The organism is Flavobacterium aquicola (assembly GCF_003385115.1).
Lineage (GTDB): Bacteria > Bacteroidota > Bacteroidia > Flavobacteriales > Flavobacteriaceae > Flavobacterium > Flavobacterium aquicola.
This window is the reverse complement of record NZ_QUNI01000005.1, coordinates 41,532-61,638: the sequence shown is the minus strand read 5'-3', so window position 1 is coordinate 61,638 and position 20,107 is coordinate 41,532. Positions and strand designations below refer to the sequence as shown.

At 33.8% G+C, this 20,107-nt stretch carries 18 protein-coding genes; 13 read left to right on the top strand and 5 right to left on the bottom strand.

The window, feature by feature from the left end:
- Positions 1 to 405 precede the first annotated feature (405 nt).
- From C8P67_RS09895 to C8P67_RS09850, 10 genes are all read left to right on the top strand, one after another.
- Positions 406 to 963 (top strand): OmpH family outer membrane protein, encoded by a 558-nt coding sequence (locus C8P67_RS09895; protein ID WP_115812878.1) that lies wholly within the window; start codon positions 406 to 408, stop codon positions 961 to 963.
- A 78-nt stretch (positions 964 to 1,041) separates the two neighbouring features.
- Positions 1,042 to 3,312: a helix-turn-helix domain-containing protein gene (locus C8P67_RS09890; RefSeq protein WP_115812876.1), complete on the top strand. Its 2,271-nt coding sequence runs from the start codon at positions 1,042 to 1,044 to the stop codon at positions 3,310 to 3,312.
- 455 nt (positions 3,313 to 3,767) lie between these two features.
- Entirely contained in the window at positions 3,768 to 4,268 is a 501-nt protein-coding gene (locus C8P67_RS09885; RefSeq protein ID WP_115812874.1) for a hypothetical protein, read from the top strand.
- A gap of 365 nt (positions 4,269 to 4,633) precedes the next feature.
- Positions 4,634 to 4,999 carry a helix-turn-helix domain-containing protein gene (locus tag C8P67_RS09880; protein WP_115812872.1) on the top strand — a complete coding sequence of 122 codons (366 nt, stop codon included), beginning with the start codon at positions 4,634 to 4,636 and terminating at the stop codon, positions 4,997 to 4,999.
- Positions 5,000 to 5,129: 130 nt separating this feature from the next.
- Positions 5,130 to 5,987, top strand: a complete 858-nt coding sequence (locus tag C8P67_RS09875; RefSeq protein ID WP_115812870.1) for an FRG domain-containing protein — start codon at positions 5,130 to 5,132, stop codon at positions 5,985 to 5,987.
- Positions 5,988 to 6,170: 183 nt separating this feature from the next.
- Positions 6,171 to 6,752 (top strand): hypothetical protein, encoded by a 582-nt coding sequence (locus C8P67_RS09870; protein WP_115812868.1) that lies wholly within the window; start codon positions 6,171 to 6,173, stop codon positions 6,750 to 6,752.
- Between the two features lie 182 nt (positions 6,753 to 6,934).
- The gene (locus tag C8P67_RS09865) at positions 6,935 to 7,432 is read left to right on the top strand and encodes a hypothetical protein (RefSeq protein WP_115812866.1); all 498 of its coding nucleotides are present in this window, start codon (positions 6,935 to 6,937) and stop codon (positions 7,430 to 7,432) included.
- A 193-nt stretch (positions 7,433 to 7,625) separates the two neighbouring features.
- Positions 7,626 to 8,186 carry a hypothetical protein gene (locus C8P67_RS09860; protein ID WP_115812864.1) on the top strand — a complete coding sequence of 187 codons (561 nt, stop codon included), beginning with the start codon at positions 7,626 to 7,628 and terminating at the stop codon, positions 8,184 to 8,186.
- Positions 8,187 to 8,374: 188 nt separating this feature from the next.
- Positions 8,375 to 8,905 (top strand): hypothetical protein, encoded by a 531-nt coding sequence (locus C8P67_RS09855; protein WP_115812862.1) that lies wholly within the window; start codon positions 8,375 to 8,377, stop codon positions 8,903 to 8,905.
- 100 nt (positions 8,906 to 9,005) lie between these two features.
- Positions 9,006 to 9,902, top strand: coding sequence for a TlpA family protein disulfide reductase (locus tag C8P67_RS09850; protein ID WP_115812860.1), 897 nt, complete (start codon positions 9,006 to 9,008; stop codon positions 9,900 to 9,902).
- 211 nt (positions 9,903 to 10,113) lie between these two features.
- Here the strand turns inward: C8P67_RS09850 and C8P67_RS09845 are convergent, their stop codons facing one another.
- The gene (locus C8P67_RS09845) at positions 10,114 to 10,320 is read right to left on the bottom strand and encodes a hypothetical protein (RefSeq protein ID WP_211319904.1); all 207 of its coding nucleotides are present in this window, start codon (positions 10,318 to 10,320) and stop codon (positions 10,114 to 10,116) included.
- A gap of 552 nt (positions 10,321 to 10,872) precedes the next feature.
- Here C8P67_RS09845 and C8P67_RS09840 point away from each other — a divergent pair.
- Together C8P67_RS09840 and C8P67_RS09835 are read left to right on the top strand one after the other, a co-directional pair.
- Entirely contained in the window at positions 10,873 to 14,274 is a 3,402-nt protein-coding gene (locus tag C8P67_RS09840) for a cache domain-containing protein (protein ID WP_115812856.1), read from the top strand.
- Positions 14,275 to 14,410: 136 nt separating this feature from the next.
- Complete coding sequence (locus tag C8P67_RS09835; RefSeq protein ID WP_115812854.1) at positions 14,411 to 14,974, top strand: TetR/AcrR family transcriptional regulator; 564 nt, start codon at positions 14,411 to 14,413, stop codon at positions 14,972 to 14,974.
- A 44-nt stretch (positions 14,975 to 15,018) separates the two neighbouring features.
- On the opposite strand, the gene C8P67_RS09830 is transcribed toward C8P67_RS09835, so the two are convergent.
- A complete protein-coding gene (locus C8P67_RS09830; protein WP_115812852.1) occupies positions 15,019 to 16,275 on the bottom strand; it encodes a DcaP family trimeric outer membrane transporter in 1,257 nt (418 codons plus the stop codon).
- A gap of 374 nt (positions 16,276 to 16,649) precedes the next feature.
- The gene (locus C8P67_RS09825) at positions 16,650 to 17,636 is read right to left on the bottom strand and encodes an HU domain-containing protein (protein ID WP_115812850.1); all 987 of its coding nucleotides are present in this window, start codon (positions 17,634 to 17,636) and stop codon (positions 16,650 to 16,652) included.
- Positions 17,637 to 17,851: 215 nt separating this feature from the next.
- Here C8P67_RS09825 and dprA point away from each other — a divergent pair, with 215 nt between their 5' ends.
- Entirely contained in the window at positions 17,852 to 18,952 is a 1,101-nt protein-coding gene (gene dprA, locus C8P67_RS09820) for a DNA-processing protein DprA (protein WP_115812848.1), read from the top strand.
- A gap of 4 nt (positions 18,953 to 18,956) precedes the next feature.
- On the opposite strand, the gene C8P67_RS09815 is transcribed toward dprA, so the two are convergent.
- Together C8P67_RS09815 and C8P67_RS09810 are read right to left on the bottom strand one after the other, a co-directional pair.
- A complete protein-coding gene (locus tag C8P67_RS09815) occupies positions 18,957 to 19,586 on the bottom strand; it encodes a hypothetical protein (protein WP_115812846.1) in 630 nt (209 codons plus the stop codon).
- 41 nt (positions 19,587 to 19,627) lie between these two features.
- On the bottom strand, positions 19,628 to 20,107 hold the full coding sequence (locus C8P67_RS09810; protein WP_115812844.1) for a GyrI-like domain-containing protein: 480 nt from the start codon (positions 20,105 to 20,107) through the stop codon (positions 19,628 to 19,630).

Genomic DNA, 20,107 nt, shown 5'->3' with positions numbered 1-20,107 from the left:
AACTGCTCAATAGTAATTTATCTCTTTTTTTTGACTAGGCTAAATTAATGTTAAAAGCAGTATTTTAATTTCAGATGCTGGCTAGATTTATTATGTTTACTGTGCAGTTGTGATTACAACAGAAGGATTTAATTGTATTAAAATTATTAATCTTTGCTGGAATTTAAATGGCAGTTTTGTGGTTTAATGAAAAAATTATTGACCGTAATTTTTTTAATTTCAAATCTGTACTATTTTTGAATAGGTCATTAATTAATGTTTATAATTAAAATTTATTAAAATTAAATGTATTTATAATTAAAATCGATGGATATTATTTTGTGCTTTTGTGAAAGTTTTTATCAATCCTATCTATTTTTTTATATTTTTGTCACCCATACCTAAAAAAACTAGAAATACACTAAAATGAAGAAAGTATTATTATTTATCGCCATCTCAATATCACTTATTTCTTGTGATAAAAAAGCTCCAGAAGTAAAGGATTTTAAAACGGCTTATGTGGATACAGCAGAGCTGATGAAAGAATACAATGAAACTAAAGACTTAGAAGCAAAATATAAAGGACAGGCAGCAGAAAAAGGTAGACAATTAGAAGCTGAAATCTCAAGATTTAAGCAGGAAGCTTCTAGTTTTCAGCAAAATGCTCAGGCTAACGGTCAAGAATGGGCTCAAAAGAAAGGAGCTGAATTACAGCGCAGAGAGCAGCAGTTAGCTCAAGCACAGCAAGGTCTTCAGATGCAATTGCAGCAGGAAAGCGGTAAAGAAATGGATTCTCTTGTAAAAGGAGTTAAAAAATTCATCAAAGATTACGGTAAAGAAAAAGGATATGACTATATCTACGGTACCGGTGATGCTGCTACTGTTTTGTATGCTAAGGATTCTTATGACATTACAAAAGACATCATCAAATTATTGAATGATAAATATAAATCAGGAACTAAAACTGAAGAAGATAAAAAGTAATTTTCGGTTCTAATAAATTCATAAAACCTTCATCTTATTATAGTTGAAGGTTTTTTTATTCGTTTAAATTTACGCTCCATGCAATCAATTTCAGAAGCCGCTTCTTATGCGCTGCGTTTTATTAACCAGACACAGCAGTCTGTATTCCTTACTGGGAAGGCAGGAACGGGTAAAACCACGCTTTTAAAAGAAATTATTGCTACTACGCACAAGAATACGGTGGTAGTGGCACCAACTGGAATTGCCGCTCTTAATGCTGGCGGTGTTACGATACATTCTATGTTTCAGCTGCCTTTTGGCGGTTTTATACCGGATAATTCAGCCCCGCAGTTTTCGGACACTACTAAGTTTGAAACCAAAGCCACCCTGCGCAGGCATTTTAAAATGAGCGGACAGAAACGCGCCGTTATTCAGAACATGCAGCTGCTTATCATTGACGAAGTCAGTATGTTACGTGCAGATTTGCTCGATGCTATGGATTTCATGATGCAGTCCGTGAGGAAAAATTCCCGTCCGTTTGGGGGTGTGCAGGTATTGTTTATTGGCGACTTACTGCAGCTGCCGCCAATTATCCGGGATGAGGAATGGCGTACGCTGCGCACGTATTACAAAGGGAAATTCTTTTTTCATGCCCATGTTATACAGCGGTATCCGCCTTTGTATATAGAACTGTCCAAAATTTATCGCCAGACAGATGACCGTTTCATTTCGGTTTTGAATAATCTGCGTAATAACGAGATAACTCCCGTGGATATCCAGATGCTGAATGAATTTGTAAAACCAGATTTTGACCTGAAGGCTAACAAAGGTTACATCACGCTGACCACTCACAATGCCAAGGCCGATGTTATGAATACCCAGTCGCTGGAAGATCTAGAGGGAAAGCAGACTACTTTTCTGCCGGTAATTACTGGTGATTTTCCAGAGAAGATATATCCTGTTGATCCCAATCTGGTGCTGAAGGAAGGCGCACAGATCATGTTTGTTAAAAACGACCTTTCTCAGGAGAAAAACTATTTCAACGGAAAAATGGGTGTGGTAAAAAATATGACTTCCAAAGAAATCTGGGTTCACTTTCCTGACGAGGATAAAACGATAGAAGTTGACCGGTATGAATGGCAAAACATCAGATATACTGTTAATGAGCTGACTAAGGAAATAGAAGAGGAAGTTTTGGGAACTTTTGTGCATTATCCCATCAAGTTGGCGTGGGCGATTACGGTTCACAAAAGCCAGGGACTAACTTTTGACAAAGCTGCGCTCGATGTATCGCAAGTTTTTCTGCCTGGGCAGGCCTATGTTGCGTTATCGCGTTTGCGTTCCTTAAACGGGCTTATTTTGCTTTCTCCGCTGCGTATGAATGGGATTTCAAACGACCAGGATGTGATGGATTATGCCGAGAATAAAGCATCGGAGGAAATTTTGGCGAATGCCTTAAAGAGAGAAACCAAAAACTTTATTCTTAACTATCTGAAAAACAGTTTCGACTGGAATATATTGGCGCAGGAATGGCGCAACCACCAGTTCAGTTATAACGAGGATGCCGAAAATTCAGCCAAATCGAAGCATGCTGTCTGGGCCCAAAATCAGGCGGGAGTCATCTGGCAGCTGCTGGACCCATCATCACGGTTTTTGTTGCAGCTGGACAAATTGTTCCACAGCGAACAGCTGGAATTCAATCATATTTCGGAGCGGATCAATGCTGCTTTCAATTACTTCATGGCTCCGATGGATCAGCTGGTCTATGAAATTCTGTGGAAAATTGAAGAAGTAAAGCGCCTCAAGAAAGCCAAAGCCTTTTATGACGAACTGGTTGTTCTGGAAGATTTACAGACTAAGGCCGTCCTGCAGCTTATGAAAGCCAAACTGATGGTGGCTACATTGGTAAGCGGTGAAGCGATTTCTAAGGAAAAATTAACCTCGCCCGAAATCAAACAGTACAAAACCATCAAGATGGAAAGGGTTTTTGAAGATTTCAAAAAACTGAACATCACCCTGATTGAAGATGAAAAGGATGCCGAACGTTATGGTACGAAAAAAACCGGCAGCAAGGAACCAAAAAAATCGACGGTCGATCTTACGTATGAACTTTGGCTGGAAAAAAAGACTATTCAGGAAATTGCCATCATCCGAAAGTACAATCAGGAAACGATAATGACTCATCTCACAAAACTCATTCAGTCGAGAACTATAACCATCAGCGAAGTCCTGCCCGAAGAGAGAGTACTCGCACTCAGTGATGCCTTTGAAGGATACAAAGAAGAATCGGTTTCTCCGTTAAAAGAAAAATACGGTGATAAATTCTCCTGGGAAGAACTCAGGATGTTTAAGGCGAGTCTTAATCTTTAGCAGTTATAATAGAACGCGGATGACGCGGATTGCCACTGATTTTTTATGTAAAAATGTTTTGAGATAAATAGTATCTGCTGTTATTATGGAACGCGGATGACGCGGATTAAACGGATTGGCACGGATTTTTTTATGTAAAATAACTTTAGATAAATGGTATCTGCGTAAATCCGTTTAATCCGCGTGATCCGCGTTCTATTTTCAGACCAAAGGATTAGTCTCTTTATGTAAAATAGCTTTAGATAAATAATATCTGCGTGAATCCGTTTAATCCGCGTTCTATTTTTTAAACCAATGGGTTCTTTGCTATCTTCATTTCATAAACTGCAGTAGTTTTTTCCTTATAAATTTAACAAAATTCTTCTTTTTAGAAAGAAAAAAGCTATGTAAAAAAGTAAGAATAGTTTAGTTTTGGATTACAAATAACAATGTAATAACCATTAAAACAACTATTTATGTCAAATTTACTCAACAACCGTCTTAACGTTACTGCAACGGCGGCACAGGTTACAGCTGTCAAAGCTGCGTTTCAAACCATCCTGACCAACCTTCCTTTTCTGGTGGGACTGACTGCCGATGAGCGAAAATCATTAAACGCTATTGATGTGAGCAACAAAGCTTTTACTGAGGATGCCATCAATGCGGGTGTAAGCAACCCAACGCTTGTTCCGACCTATCTCTCGGTGGCCAACATGAAAAATGATCTTACTCTTTTTTCCCAAATGGACGAAATCGGGGCACTGGCTAACCAGCTCTGTGAGCGCATTGAAGATACTAAAATGCTGGCGGGAAGCGAATCCTATGGATCGGCACTAGCTTTGTATAAAGCCTTTGGCGGCGCTGCCGATGCCGGAGTTCCCGGTGCAGACAGTATTGTGGATCAGCTCAAAAAACGTTTTGCCAGCAGTGCCGGCAATAGTGTGACAGTACCACCGGTGCCAACAGAAATACCATAAACTACCATCAGGATATTAGTTATGAATCGTCTCTTTTCAATGCAGAAGAGGCGGTTTTTTTTGGCTGCCGCCGTCGTGCAGTATGCCGCTCTTTGGCGGTGAGATACTCAAAAAATAGTGCTAAACACCAATAGCAGAGGTAGAAACAGCCTGTAATAGAGGTATTAAATACCAATAAGACAGGTACAAAACACCAATAATAGAGGTAGAAACAGCCTGTAATAGAGGTACAAAACACCAATAGTAGAGGTAGAAACAGCCAATAAGAGAGGTATAAAACACCAATAACAGAGGTAGAAACAGCCTGCAATAGAGGTACAAAACACCTGTTTTTCAAACAAAAATCAATTTATAGTAAACAAAGCATGAAAGATAACATCAAAAAATATTCGCTAGACCTCGGTAAGACATACCCGCTGATAGGTAATTTTATTCACTACCATATTATCCAGAACAAAATCAAGAAAGCTGATCTGGCCCGTTCGCTAGGCATAAATCCCACGGGATTGAATGATTATTACAAAAGAGACACTCTGCAGTTTGCCGTTTTGTGGAAGCTGAGTCTGGTGCTGAAACACAATTTCATAGCGCAGCTGGGCGAATACCTGCCGTATCGATTTGAAACCATTCGCGAAAAAGCGCTGAAAGAACAGCTTGCCGAGAAGGAAGCGATAATTGAAAAACTAGAAATCCAGCTTGAAACCCTGCGGGAATTTATAAAAAAACAATGATGATTATATGTGAGATAAATCAGTTATATTTGTAAAAAAGTGCTACCCAGTAGCGCATATACACCGCTATGTGGGTATATTCACGCTAGTTTATAGCGGGTATATAAAAGTTAGCAACAATTATCACATAATGAACGAAGATAGTTTAATACGAAAAGTAAGTGATGCCATTAATTCAATTCACTTTTGTGATTTTGAAAGAGGTCAATTAATTTTCAGAGGTCAAACCAATTCAAAATGGGACATATTACCTTCATTATTTAGAGAATCTATTGAATTCCGACAAGCTACATTATTCGAAGCAGTAACAATGGGGCAATTATTTTTCGAAGACAAATCACCATATGTCCACAGCTATGATCCTTTAAACCAATTAATTGTTGCTCAACATTTTGGAGTACCAACACGTTTAATAGATTGGACATATGATATTTTAGTTGGGTTGTTTTTCGCATGTTACGATCCTAAGAACGAGAATTTAAACGAAAACGGCCGACTTACACTTGTTGAAAAAAGTATTTTTAACAACTTTAATTCAAATAGTATAGATTTAGGAGAGTATAACAGACCTTTATCTCCTCAAAAAATAGAGCAATATTCACAAAGATTAGAAATCGATAATATTTATGTCGTAGAACCCTTAATCAGAAATCCACGACTTAGAGTTCAGGATGGATGTTTTACCTTCTTTCCGTGGAAATTTCATTCCGATGATAATGAATTATTAACCTTTAATAAATACATAAGAGAACAAAGAAAACACATAGATGAATACAATAAAAAAAATGAAGAAAAGCAAGACTATATTTTTGTAGCATCTAAGGAAATAGACAAAAATTTTAAAAAATCAATCTTAGAAGAATTGGATATTGTATATGGCATTTCAGCCAAAAGCTTATTTATTGACTCTGATTATTCAAAAGAAACTGAAGCTTATTTTCAAGAATTGCGGAATCACGCGAAGAAAAAATCTATTGAATTGGCCTAAAATAACTGTTGCTAACAGCTACTACAACGGATTTGGGCAATTGGCTCAATGGAAAAATGGTTTTGTATTTGGAATGATTTGGCAAATCCGAAGAATGGGCTTAATTTAGTCCCAAACCCGCTGTAGTGCCAGAACGTTAGTGTCTATTTAACAGCACAGAACTTCAAAAATCACTCTAGAAAAATGGATGAAATAGTTTTAAAGATAATTTTATTTTTGGCAGTTCTAATTCCTATAGCTTTTTGTGCCTGGCTCATTTATATTTTATATTCCATTCCCAAAAAAAACGGCCAAAAATTTACAGGAATAATCCTTTCTTCAATTGTTGGACTGTTTTTTATTTATATAGTTTTTAGTATGTTTTTCGAAGACAAACTATTTTCAAAAAAAGATGCTAGGAATTTGCTTGAAAAGCAAAACATAATTTTGAATGACGATTTTGAAATTTCAGAAAACAAATCAATTTCTGGTATTGGAGATTATTATCACACTTTTATTCTAAAAATTTCGGAAGCAGATAAGACGAAAATCATGATGGAAATTGGAAATAATAGCAATTCTATTGTTGATGAAAAATCTATTCCTGAAATCACAGAATTGACAGATAGACATTTCGGACAAAAGGTTATCCAAAATTATGAAACCAAAGATAAATACGTTCGAAAAACATTTCAACCTAACGGAAAAGATAATGCGCCAACGTATCAAGTCGTAACAATTAAAAAAAGCAAGGACGAAATTATATTTGAAGATATTGATGAATAATAAATAGCCACTACAACGGATTTGGGCATTTGGTTTAATGGAAAAATGGTCTTGTATTTGGATGATTTGGCAAATCCGAAGAATGGGCTTAATTTAGTCCCAAACCCGCTATAGAGCCAGAAGGTTATGCATCATTTTTGAAATCACGATTAATAAGTTTTGATTTAAATCTAATTACTAAAATGAAAAGAATTTTATTCGCAATAATAGTTTTGTTATTTTTTAATTGTTCAAAGAAAGAGGAAAAACAAGAAGAATTTCAACCAACTATTACTTTGAAGGAAATAATAAAAGATGAAAGGCTAGAGAAAATAATTTGGGATTTTAGACTGACCAATATTGCAATTAATAGAGAGCAAAAACAAAATGAAGAATATGAATCTTTTCGTAACAATCTAAATGAAATAGAATTAATAAAACTAACTGAATGTGAAGTTCCTGTGTTACGATGTATTGCTTTTAAAACTTTAGTTGAAAAAGAATACATCAATATTCGAAAAATATTGAATAGACACAAAAATGATAATGTTTTAGTCAAAGGGTATTATTATGACGTAGTTAGAAGCGAACCAGTTAAAAATTTTATGCTTAATCAATTAAGTCCATTTTCAAGTTCAAAATTTAAATTTTCAAAAAAAGAGTTTATAAAAATGCAAGATAAATTTAATAAGCAAAATTGATTTAAAAAATAAAAAAGCGAACGCCTAACACCTACTACAACGGATTTGGGCAATTGGCTTAATTGAAAAATGGTCTTGTATTTGGATGATTTGGCAAATCCGAAGAATGGGCTTAATTTAGTCCCAAACCTCCTGTAGTCCCAGAAGGTTGGCAGTAATTTTGCAAAAAAACTCAAAACAAATATTTTAAACTATGAGAAAAGCACTCAAAATAATAGGAATTTATCTTTTTTTAATTGTCGTAAATCAGAGTTGTTCGCCTGACCATTATTACATTTCAGATATTGAATTTAATGGAGCAAAGGTGAGTGAAACAGATAAAGAAAAAAATTATAATTACTTTACAAAAACGGATATATTAAAAGATGATATAGTTTTTACAATTGGATATAGATACCAGTCTATAGCAAGTCTAGATTTTGGGTTATCTGAAAAATGTTATGCCTTTACAAAAGGTGAATCTATTGACAATTACTTACTAGAAGACACTTATTCACTAAAATTTGACCATCCTTTTATTTATAAAAATCTGACTATAAATGCAAATCAAAATTTATTTGAAATTGACGATATAAAAAATCAAATAAAAATTTATGAAGGTCGTAACGAAGGTGCTAATAAGGTATTTTTATTTAGTCCCGAATTCAAAAAAGAAAGTGTATTTACCTCGGATGATTATGAAGTAACTTTTAGTTGTAGGACATCCGACAATAGAAATTTTGAAAAAAAGGTAATCGTAAAAATTGAAAATTAAAAAACTATTGCCAACAGCCATTACAACGGATTTGGGCAATAGGCTTAATGGGAATATGGTTTTGTATTTGAATGATTTGGCAAATCCGAAGAATGGGCTTTATTTAGTTGCAAAGCAGCTGTAGTCCCAGAACGTTAGCAAACATTTTACCACAATAAACTGTAAAACAGAAATATAGCAAAATTAATATGAAAAAAAGACTTTTTCTCCTTATCTCTATTTTGGCAATAAGCTGTAATAAAGATGAAGTTGATGTTCAAACTGATAAGAGTTCAATAAATTTAGTCACAGGAGTTAATTTTAGACAAGACACAAACGATAAAGGATTAAAACTCGGAAACCCAAATGTTTTAGTAAATAATAAGTTTTTACTTTATCCTAATCCTGCAAACGAATCGGTTTATATTCTAGCAGAAGAAAATGTTACAGATGTTTGGTTTGTATCAGCAAATGCAGAAAAAATTCATCAAGATGTAAACTTCAGCAATGTTTTGAATACAAATTTGTATAGCGAACCATCTATTAACTCAAATTCAAAATTTTCTCTTAGTGGACAATCTTCAAACAGTTTTAAAATGAGCATAGGAACTCTTGCAAAAGGATATTATAAAGTATTCGTTAAAATAGGTGGAAAAATATATTGGGATAATTTATATAAATATGAAAATCAAGGCAATAACGAAGAACAATTCAGCAAAATAAATGTTTTTTGGAAGTGAAAATTAGGGCTAAAAAAACGTTTGCTAACAGCTACAACGGATTTGGGCATTAGGCTTAATGGAAAGATTGTTTTAGCCAAAAAAACAGATAATTTATAATATGAAAAAAATATATTTAATTTTAATAATAGCATCAGTTTACGCTTTCAATGTAAAAGGCGAATATTTGACAAGTGAGTTAACTTCTGACTGCCCAAAAGAATTAGAAAACTTTAAAAAAGAAAATAGTGATTATGAATTGAAATTCAGTAAATTAAAAACTGGATCAGATTCTCTCCATATCTTTTTTGGCTCAATGATAAAAAATAATAAAACGGATTATTGGATATCATCAGCTTTTAAGGGACAACAGTTTACTAGAGAAATTTCACTAAAATCAAAAGATTCACTAAACTTTCTAACTGATGACTTAACTTTTGAGTTTAATCCTTTTGATCCTATTTCTCCATTAAGTGTTTCTCTTCGGATATTGTACAAACCATCGACCAATAAAGTTGAATATTTGTGGCTCAACAATGGAATTTCTAGTCATACAGCATCAATTAAAAAAGTTGAAAAACCGATACAAGAAGGGAAAAAATTTCCAGAAATAACTATGAATTCTATTTCTGAAAAAACTATTTCGACAAAAGATTTTAAAGATAAGATTGTAATAATTAACTGGTGGTCCACCGGATGCGCTCCTTGTGTAAAGGAAATTCCAGAGTTAAACAAAATTGCTGAAAAATATAAATCGAACAATAATGTACTTTTTTTAGCAATTACAAATGACAATAGAGAAAGAGTTACTAAATTTTTGGAAAAACACGAATTTAGATATAATCAAGTACTTGGAAATGAAAGTACAAATAAGATATTTCAAGGGTTTATGCCTCAAAGTGTAATAATTGACAAAGAGGGAGTAACTAAACTTTATCTCCAAGGATATACGGAGCAAACACCTTTATTTATTGAAAAAGTTATAGAAGAATTATTAGCTAAAAAAATCTCCAACTGAAATTCTAAAGGTTGAAAAGAAAGATTCTATCCTATTTTGTTTAACATTAGCATTTTAGCAAAATACTACGAGAAAACGGCTTTAACGAAAAACCAAACTTTATTTACTAAATTAAAGATCTCACCAAAGCCCTAATAGGTTTGGGAATTGGTTTAATGGAAAGATGAATTTCCAGATACAAATGATGTAATTAACTTAATTTCTTTGAGAATTAAAGAATGTTTTTTCTATTTACATACGTAGTAATAAACGTAATCATGTTTAAAACAATTACTACAGAAACTATTGGATTAAAATGCAGCGCTTTTTCCAGCGTTTCAGTAACTCTGCTAATTGTCAATAATAGAAATGTTGAGATGCTGGCATACGAATAGGCTAGGTAAATATATTCTTTGTTGGAAATTGGATTGTTTTTCATCATTTTTTGATTTTAATTCGATATTAATTACAAAATTGTCTTTTATCTTTCTGATAATAAGATTAATACAAACCTACACTAACTTGGTTTTCAATAAAAATAAATCAGATGACAAGCATCATAATCTGATTAAGTGTAAAAAATATTTGTTTAGCAGTATTGTACGATCAATAGGTTTTAGGAAAGCTGTATTATTTTGTTTTACACTCTTCTTATTTTAATTCTTCAGTAAGCTGTTTTTTCAATAAAGGAATTTTTTGTTTATCGTAATACTTAAATATCTTAAAATGAATTGTTTATGGATGTATTTTTAATTCTGTAACAATATTTTTCTTAATTTAGCCACAGTATCAGGAGATTCCCCAATCTAAGCTGCTCTTTAGCAGCTTCCTGCTTATTATTCATAAATTGACTTTATTGCATTTTTTAGTTCTGTAATTTATCAGGACAGACAATCGTAAAAGACATATTTACGTACAGCTTAAACTGCTATTTGGTTTGCTGAAAATGACTATTAGATTATCATATACAAGTACCTAAAATGTAAAACATATGAGTCTTTTTACCCCTTTTTTTGATAAGCTAAAATCTCATAATTACTCAATTATAACAGCTGTGGTCATCGGTATATTAACAGCTTTGTATTTATTGATTATTGTACCAAATAATGAAATAAAAGAAGATGCAAATAATTTGGCCGTGTTCAAAGGAATCGAAGTCCAGTTAAAAGGTTTTTTTGATGATAAGCTCAAAGAAATCAGTTCTGGAAAACGTGACAGTATAATAGCGGATCATCACCCTGAATTACGTAATAATTTGGTTTTTATTGATAAAATCGAAATTATAAATCTGAAACGGCTGGATTCGGTTAGGAAAAAACTCCAATTGACAAGAAAGATCGTTTTTAAAAAAATGGGAAGCCCCGAAATTTATGCTGCCGTGACAGATACCGTTCAATTTGATTTGGATGAATTTATAAAAAGACTTGATAATTCCTCAAATTTTAAATCCTTTTTTATCTGTCCGGTAAATGCTGGCAGTAAAGGCGAATGCTTAGCCAAAGATATTCTTATCTCTCAAAATATCAGTCTAAATGATGAAGACAGTCTTCGTATCAAAAATAGAAATAGTGGTTTCATTGCATTCGAAAAGTCAAATAAGCGATATTATACCGGTCAGATTAAAATACCTGATTCTAGTTTTACTTTGTTCGTCGCCGCAGGAATCAGTTCTTCTTATTTTAAATCGAATGTGCAGTTTATAAAGCCAAACCTTTTAATATTCAGCCTGTTATTATTGGGAGTATTGTTTTTGAGCATCTGTTTCATTAAGCCAATTGTGAGCAGCGATAAAGAGAGGCTTTCGCAGATGGATTTGATAACAGTAGCATTTTCGATTGGTGCGCTAATTTCTTTGTTTGTTATTTACGGAATGGTTGGTTATTGGCAAAAGAGCATCACTAACAGAAATAAATCTGATTTAAAACAATTAGTAGAGCATATTGACAATTCATTTAAAGGTCAGATAGATACCTTACAGAATCTGAAAAAAATGCTCGTTGAAATTGACACAAGTGATTCTAATTCTCCGTTTAAAGAACTACATATAGAAAATGATTCAGAAGTCAGTCTTATTGATGGGCAGGATGTTGCGGACAGCAGTTCCATCTCACAAGAAAGAAAACCGAAGGTCAATTTTTTCAAGAAGAATGTAAGACCGATTCAGATACGGTATTTGGATTCTTATTTTTGGATGGATAAAGATGGTCTCCTGACGACAAGCTTCACCAAAGACAATATCAATTTTGCAAGAAAATATAATGATCGAAATTATTTTAAACTGCTTCAAAACAAAGAGATTGACACGATATTGACTGGAGTTTTTTCGAGGGAGTCAAATCAATATCAGTGGATTTATGCCCAAAAAGATACCAAGAAAAATGAAGCGGAAGGTTCAGAAAAAACGGCTATAAAAGGAATTGCTTTTCGGGAATATTTCTCGAAACAAATACAGCTGCCGCCAGACACTGATTATATGCTTGTTGATAGTGAAGGTTTTGTTTTAATGCAGAATAACCCCGATAAAAATTTATACCAAAATGTACTTTCAGGATCTCATAATAATCTTGTATTAGCCTGTATTTTAGCGGGCTGCAATATAGAAAACTTTAGGATGGATTATCAGGGGAATTCCTATCAGGTATTTGCCAAAAGACTGAGTATCTCTGCAGATCTCCCTGTTTATATTCTGGGGATGCGAAATTTGTCGTATCTGGATTATTTGAGTCTGTTTACTTTCAATAACGCTTTCTTAATTACCATTTTGTATGGTTTTAGTATCGTTCTGCTTATTTTATTGTACTCGTCTCTGTTTTATAATGGCCGGTTGAGTTTATTTTCTAAACATCATTTTTACCATCTGTTTCCTGACAGCAGCAGGAAGGAGGAATATCAAAATATGTTTACTGCGAATATTATCTGCTTCTTGGCTGTTGTTGTGGTTTTTTTCTTCTCCTCACCAATCACAGTACTGTATTTTTGCTTATTGATTGGTATCAACATGACTTTTGTGCACGTAGTTCTTTTGAATATCCGTTCTAACAAACTTGAAAGCCCGTTCATAAAACTCTATGTGTTAGTGTTTTTACTAGGCATTGTTTTACCGCTGCTATTGTTATATAATGATCTAATGTATTTATCTTTTATCCTGGTTATAGGATCTCATATCGGGCTGATACTCTATTATAGAAATTGGAGAACCTGGGATACTGACAGCAGCGCCGAGATAATAAATGCTGTCGCAAAAAACCAAGGAGTGCAGCGAAAGGTTTATTTGAAGTTTCTGACTTCTGGGCTGCTTAATTACTTTGTATTATTTCCTTTTATACTAGTTTGCGCTTTTTATTCTAATGAAATAAATGATTATGCGCGGTATTATTGTTCATCTTCACAGTCGGGTAGCACAGCAGCTAATCATAAAGTTATCAATACATATGGCTGTGACTGCAGATCAATGTGGGCATTCGATTTGAGTAAGAACAACGAAGGAGTGATACATAAATTAAACTTTGGTTTTCAGCTGCCTACTATGAGCGAAGTCAATAAGTTCAAATTAAAGCAGTTGTATAAAAATAGTTATATCAAGACAAACACTGTTTTTTTTAGCAATGGGCTGCACATATTTTATTTCTTTTTGTGTTTTACTCTAATTGTGATTTTAGCTTATTCTATGTTGAACTACTACTGTCAGCGGTTTTTCTTTTTTGATCTCATGCAGGCTTCATACGAAGGCTATTATCCGGGTAAAAAAAATCCTTATAGCAATGATTATGTTTTTATTGCAATGGTTAATGATGAAGACATAAAAAATATGATTCAAAAAGATTTGAACAAAAAAGATGAGATAGATAGTATTTGGCCAGATAGGAGTGTGGTGCTGGAGGATGTTTTTAAAAGTGATGTTTATAATGAAATATCATTTGATTTAAAAATGGAATTCATTTTAAATTCTAATCTTCGGAATTTTGATAAAATCTATTCAGAAATCTGGGATTCAATTCCAACTAAAGAAATGCAGAATGTACTTTATGATTTTGCACAGGATCATTTTTTAAATTATAAAAACAAAAATATTCTGATGCAGCTTATGGATTTGGGTTTAATTGACCACGATAAGCTAACGGGCAGGCTAAAAGTGATGAGCTACAGTTTCCGTGTATATCTATTGTCCAAGAGCCTGAAAGATCCCGAATTTGTCAAACAATTTGTTGATGAAAGTAAAAATGGAACTTTTGACAGGTTTAAACTGCCGATTTTGATTGTTGCAATCAGCCTTTTGGTTTTATTGATGTATCTTAATAAAGATAGTTATGAGAAAGTACTGATTTTAGGCAGCAGCATTGGATCAGCTCTTCTTTTGCTGAATAAATTTCTCGATTTTGGAAAGGCGGATTGATGTGCTTGAACAGTTTTAATTTAAATCCGCTTTTAGCTTAGGCAAAAGAATTCTAGATTTATAAATTTTCCTTAAAGATATTTTATTTTCTAATTAATAACATGTATTTTTACGACTGATTAGTCAGTTAGAATATATGAAAAAAGAAGAATTAATTATAAGTACGGCACTTAAACTGTTTGTTGAGAATGGATTCCATGGAACAGCAACAAGCAGAATAGCTAGTGAATCTGGCGTTGCAAACGGAACGCTGTTTAATTATTTTGCTACGAAAGAGATTCTTATTGTTAGCATATATAATAGCATAATGAAGAAAATGGATGATTTTATAATCGAAGGGATTGCATCAAATTCTGTTTCTAAAAATGCTTTCAAATCACTTTTCGTTGCATCATTGCGCTGGAATTTGGAAAACCCAGCTGCATTTCAATACATGCAGCAATTTAATAATTCTCCTTTCGCTAAGTCAGCAATTTCTAAAACTTTAAAACAGGAAGAACATCCGCTTTATGTTTTGATAAAAAATGGTATTGATTTAGTTGTTTTAAAACCAATGCCGGCAGCGCTCGTTTTTTCTTTATTTAATGCTCAGATAAACGGTTTGTATTATTATTTATTGAATAATACTATTGAGAGCGAACGTACTGACGAATTAACAGAAGACACTTTTGAAATGCTGTGGAAAATGATTCAAGATTAGCAAATTAAATGTTTGACTGATTAATCAGTTTGTTTGTGATTATGTTAATGATTCTTGTAAAAGGTATTATTAAAAGAATAACGAACAGAAAATTGAATTTTAATATCTTCCCCAACGTTTCCTTTAGCTGCCGAAAGACCGAAAACAGGGTCACCGGCAAAATCATTGTTTTGGCGTTTGCCCCATTGCAGTTCTGGCCCCAATATTAAATTATTCACCGGCGAATACAGCAAATTAATACTTGCATATTCACCAGTTTTATAAGCCGTCGATAACTGCGCATCAGTAGTGGTGTTATCCATAATAGAATAGCCAAAAGCTGTGCTTAATTTTTTGTTCCAATTTATATCAAAAAAGGAAGCCAATGCAATAAGTGGTATTGCCTCACCATCAATCGGGGTAAGAGGATTGTCATATTGCCTTTTAGTTCCAACATCAGCATCAGCATCATTCATGTAATTTTGTATTCCGGCCCCTTTTGTAAATGCCCCTCTAAATATTATACTCTTTGTTATTTGTAATTTGGTACTTAATGTGAATCCCCATCCGGTCGTGCTTCCATGAATATCATATGCATCGTTATTGTTATCTTCCCATCTTATGCTTCGCACAATTCCGGCCAGTTCTAAATAGCCCCATGAATCAGTATATCGGTATTCGGCACTAAGATCCGGCACTGCAAAACGGAATGCGACATCATCAAGCACTGATGCATAAACAAAGTCTTCACCATATTCTCCCTTATCTCCAGTGGCTCCCGGACGTTCTAATGCTATAGCAAAGGTTTGTGTATCGGTTGAAATTGGTGTATATCTAATTTGTATATTTCGAGTGAAGACAGCGCCATTTGGTCCCATAAAATCGATCAGGTTTGGGTATACTTCCATATCTGCAAACACACTGTTGGTTTGGCCTATTATAAATTTACCAAATTTTATATAAGCATGACGCAAGTGAAAAGCTGTTGCTCCAGCATCTTTACCCGAACCGACGAGATCAAATTCAAAAACCGTTTTTACTGTGCCTAATGAAGTATCAAAATAATTTTTAAAGCTTAAAGTCGACTGGCGAACCCCAAAGAAAACATTACCCTGGTTTTGAAACTCGTTTCCCTCATTATCCAGAATTTTTGTTGGTCTCATCATATCAAACCATTCCGGATCCATTTTTCCAAAATCATAACCGCTGTCCATCATCACATGACCAGTTATTTCCATGGTTTTGTTAGATTCGTCTTTTTGCGCATTAACGTGAGAGTAAAATAAGGAAACCGTCAGTATGGTGTAAACAGCTTTTTTCATAATTTTTTTATTTAAAATAATAAATGAAAACTATATGGTATTCTCTTATCAAATTTAGCCAAAATTTTATAACTGTATATATTTCAGTAGTTTAAATTGTATTAATTTGATTCTAAAGGAAAATTTACTTAGGGCTTTAAAATACGCTGCTATGAGAGTGTATTTGCTCCAGAGACAAAAGCACTTTTTCTTTTGTTTAAAGAGTGTTTATGTTGATTCCTGTGTAATGCTTTGCTTTTTGAAAAAACAGACCAATAACAGCATTAAAATCTGCTTAAGCGAAGGAATGCACCAGAGTTTATAGAAAACAAAAAATCACGAACAAACTTTGCTGGTTTTATTCGTGATTTATATATTTTAACTAGATGAAATTTCTACAGCGACTGGATCAGAATCCAAGCTTGGGGATTATCGATTTGAATGATTTCATTTTTCTCTTTTTCTGCTTCTGCGAAAGTTGTATAACTTCCGTATAATACAGGATAAAGTCCATTTTTATTAATGCCCAATACTCTGGCATCATAACCTTTTGCAACTAATTCTCTGTATCTTTTTTGTGCATTTGCTTCACTTCTAAAAGCGCCGGCCATGATATGATAAGGAAGTTTTACAGCTTCTTTCTTTTCTGATTTTAAAGAAAGAGTAACAGCAGGTATTGGTGTTTGAATAAAGAAAGTAGCTTCTTGTATTTTTGACTGAACCTTTTTCTGGACAGCTGTCTCTACCAAAACAGTTTCGGAGGCGATCTGATTTTGGTACAAAGGATATCCGACAGATCCTGTAGCAGCCAATCCAATTACAAAAACAGCAGCATATTTTAAATACGGACTTGTTTTTCTGGTCTCGGCAGTTTCAGGGATGAAATTGAAAACAGGTTTTTCTTCTTCAGCTGGTGCAATTTTAAATTCAGCTGTAAATTCAGGTTTTTGAATTTCGGCTTCTCTTTTTATGGCTGGAGAAACAAACGAAGTCAATCCAAAAGATTTTGCATTGTAATTGGTTTGTTCGTTTGGTGTGAAAAGAATATTATTTTCAGCATTCAGACTAAAAGTTCCTATGTTTTTGATCAAAAAAGTTCTGTTTTCCTGTAATGATTTTTTCCAATTTAAAATCTCATATTCGATTGCGCTTACCGCATAATCATATGATGTTTTTTCGGCTTGGGCAATATGATTGGCCAATAAGCCATCATTATTTTTTATATGCGAATTAAATGAAATCGACTTTTTGGGTGGGAAAAAAGAATGCGAGTTATCCAGCAGATGAGCTGACTGAATTTCGGCTAAGAAAGCTCCAAAACCAGGAACGGTTACACATTGATAACGGTATAAAAGCTGCGCGATGTAAAGTTCTATTTTCATGTTAACAAAGTTATGCAACGGTAATAGTTATCAAAATTTTATTCACAATTTTTATTAACAATCTGCATTTTATACATTATCAATGAATTATGATTTTATTTTTAGTAAATGATTATTCTTAATTTATTTTTTTTGACTGTTTTTTTTGCAAAAGAGTAATGTCTGGAGCTTTTAGGTTATTTCGTTTTCAAATATTTATCGTATAATTGTAAGATATGTCAGAAGAAAATATATATCACTTGTTAGCTTTACTGCGGATAGAAGGAGTTGGCGATATTATGGCTAAAAAACTGCTAACTCATTTTGGAACCGCCGAAAATGTTTTGAATGCCAAGCAGCAACAGCTTGCCGTCATTGATGGAGTAGGAAGTGTTTTATTGAAAAATTTTAAAGACAAAAGCGTTTTTGAAAAAGCAAAACAAGAACTGGATTTTATTCAAAGGAATAATGTTGAGGTGCTTTCTTTTCAGGACAGAAACTATCCGGATCGTCTAAAACACTGTATTGATAGCCCGGTTTTATTATTTTCTTCCGGAAACATTAATTTGAAAAACCGGAGAATAATTAGCATTGTAGGAACCCGACAGATTACCTCATATGGAACCGAATTCTGCAAAAAATTAATTGAGGATTTAGTTCCTTTGGATCCCATAATTGTAAGCGGTTTTGCTTACGGCGTTGATATAGTAGCGCACCAGCTGGCAATGGATCATGGCTTGCAGACTATTGGTGTTGTCGCACATGGCTTGAATCAAATTTATCCGAAACCTCACAAAAAATATGTGGCCAAAATGGAGCAGAACGGAGGTTTCATGACGGAGTTCTGGAGTAATTCTAATCCAGACAAAGAAAACTTTGTACGCAGAAACCGCATTGTGGCTGGAATCAGCGAAGCAACGATTGTGATAGAATCTGCAGATAAAGGAGGTTCGCTTATTACTGCAAATATGGCCAATGATTACAACCGTGATGTTTTTGCAGTTCCTGGCCGTACTACTGATAAATTCAGCCAAGGCTGCAATAATTTGATTAAGACCCAAAAGGCAAATGTACTTACCACAGCTGCCGATCTTATTTATATTTTGAATTGGGATATCGGTAAGGAGACTGCACCTATTCAAAAACAATTGTTTGTCACTCTTGAAGACGACGAGCAAAAAGTCTACGATTACCTTTTAAAAACAGGGAAAGAACAGATGGACATTATAGCGCTGCATTGTGATTTTCCTATTTACAGGATTTCGGGGTTGCTTCTTAATATGGAATTAAAGGGAGTGATTAGACCTTTGCCGGGGAAAATGTTTGAGGCCATTTAAGTTCTTATGTATTTGATGTAACTGCAGGAATGGGATCATTTTCCTTAATTCTGTTTCTGCATATTTTTTCAATTTCTAAAACATTTGGAACCCCCGAAATATAAAGGATATCTGGGACATATTCATCTGGTTTGTTTTTTCTGCTTACCATTTTACCAGTTCGGAGTTCCATTGAAATGTCTTCTTTTTGACTATTTATTTCCATATTACCTGAGAATTGCTCCCAATCATAGGTTTTAATAGTTCCTTTTCGGTAGTGAATAAGTCTGTTTTCGGTGCCTACAAAATTTCCGCCTTTTTGAAAGAAAGAATATAATCCGCTGCATAAAATAGCAATTCCAATTATAACAAAAAGACCAATAAATAAAGTTGGGACAAGTAATGGTTCAAAATTTTCCCAGCTGCCAGTAGTCGGCTCATCATTTACTTTAAAATGAACTTCTTCGCCTTTTAATAGCGGACCCAAAAAGGCAATTACAAAAATACTGATGAAAGCCGACCAGATGGTTCCAAATATAATTAGACCCCAAGAGTTTTTTAGCGGTTGTTTTCTTTTCGCAATGATAGAAAAATCAATGTTTTCTGTTCCAATAACGGATCGTAAGTCTGCAGGTAATGATTGAATATGGGTCAAATTTTCAAATATGGAAGGTTAGTAAATTATGAGCTGATAGGTTATTGTTTCTGTTTTATCGGAATCCAGATTTCTTCTTCAGATTCCGGATCGCTGTTTTTGTATTTGTCTCCCAAAATTTCAAAATGCGGTCTGTCATCCAAGCCGTAATCTGAATTTGGAATCCATTCGCCATAAATATGGCGGTAAACAGTATCATCAGTATTTAAACCTTTATAATTAAAAACGGCATAAAGCCCGCCAGCCAAAGTGAATGTTTCCATTTCATCAGGTAAATTATCAAAGCTGGTGACTTCAACGGCTGCCCATTTTTCAAATTTGTTTGTTGGACTAAAATTTAAGAAATGATCGGGTTTATAAACCGTTATTGAAATTAAATCATTAGAAACATTGTTGCTGATTTCTTTTCGCCTTGGCATGAAACTTTTCCAGAGCTGGCTTGGTTTATAGTCTGTAAAACTCATGACAAGCCGTTTTCCAATTAATTTTTTCTCGTTTAATATTACTATTCTTGGAGTCAT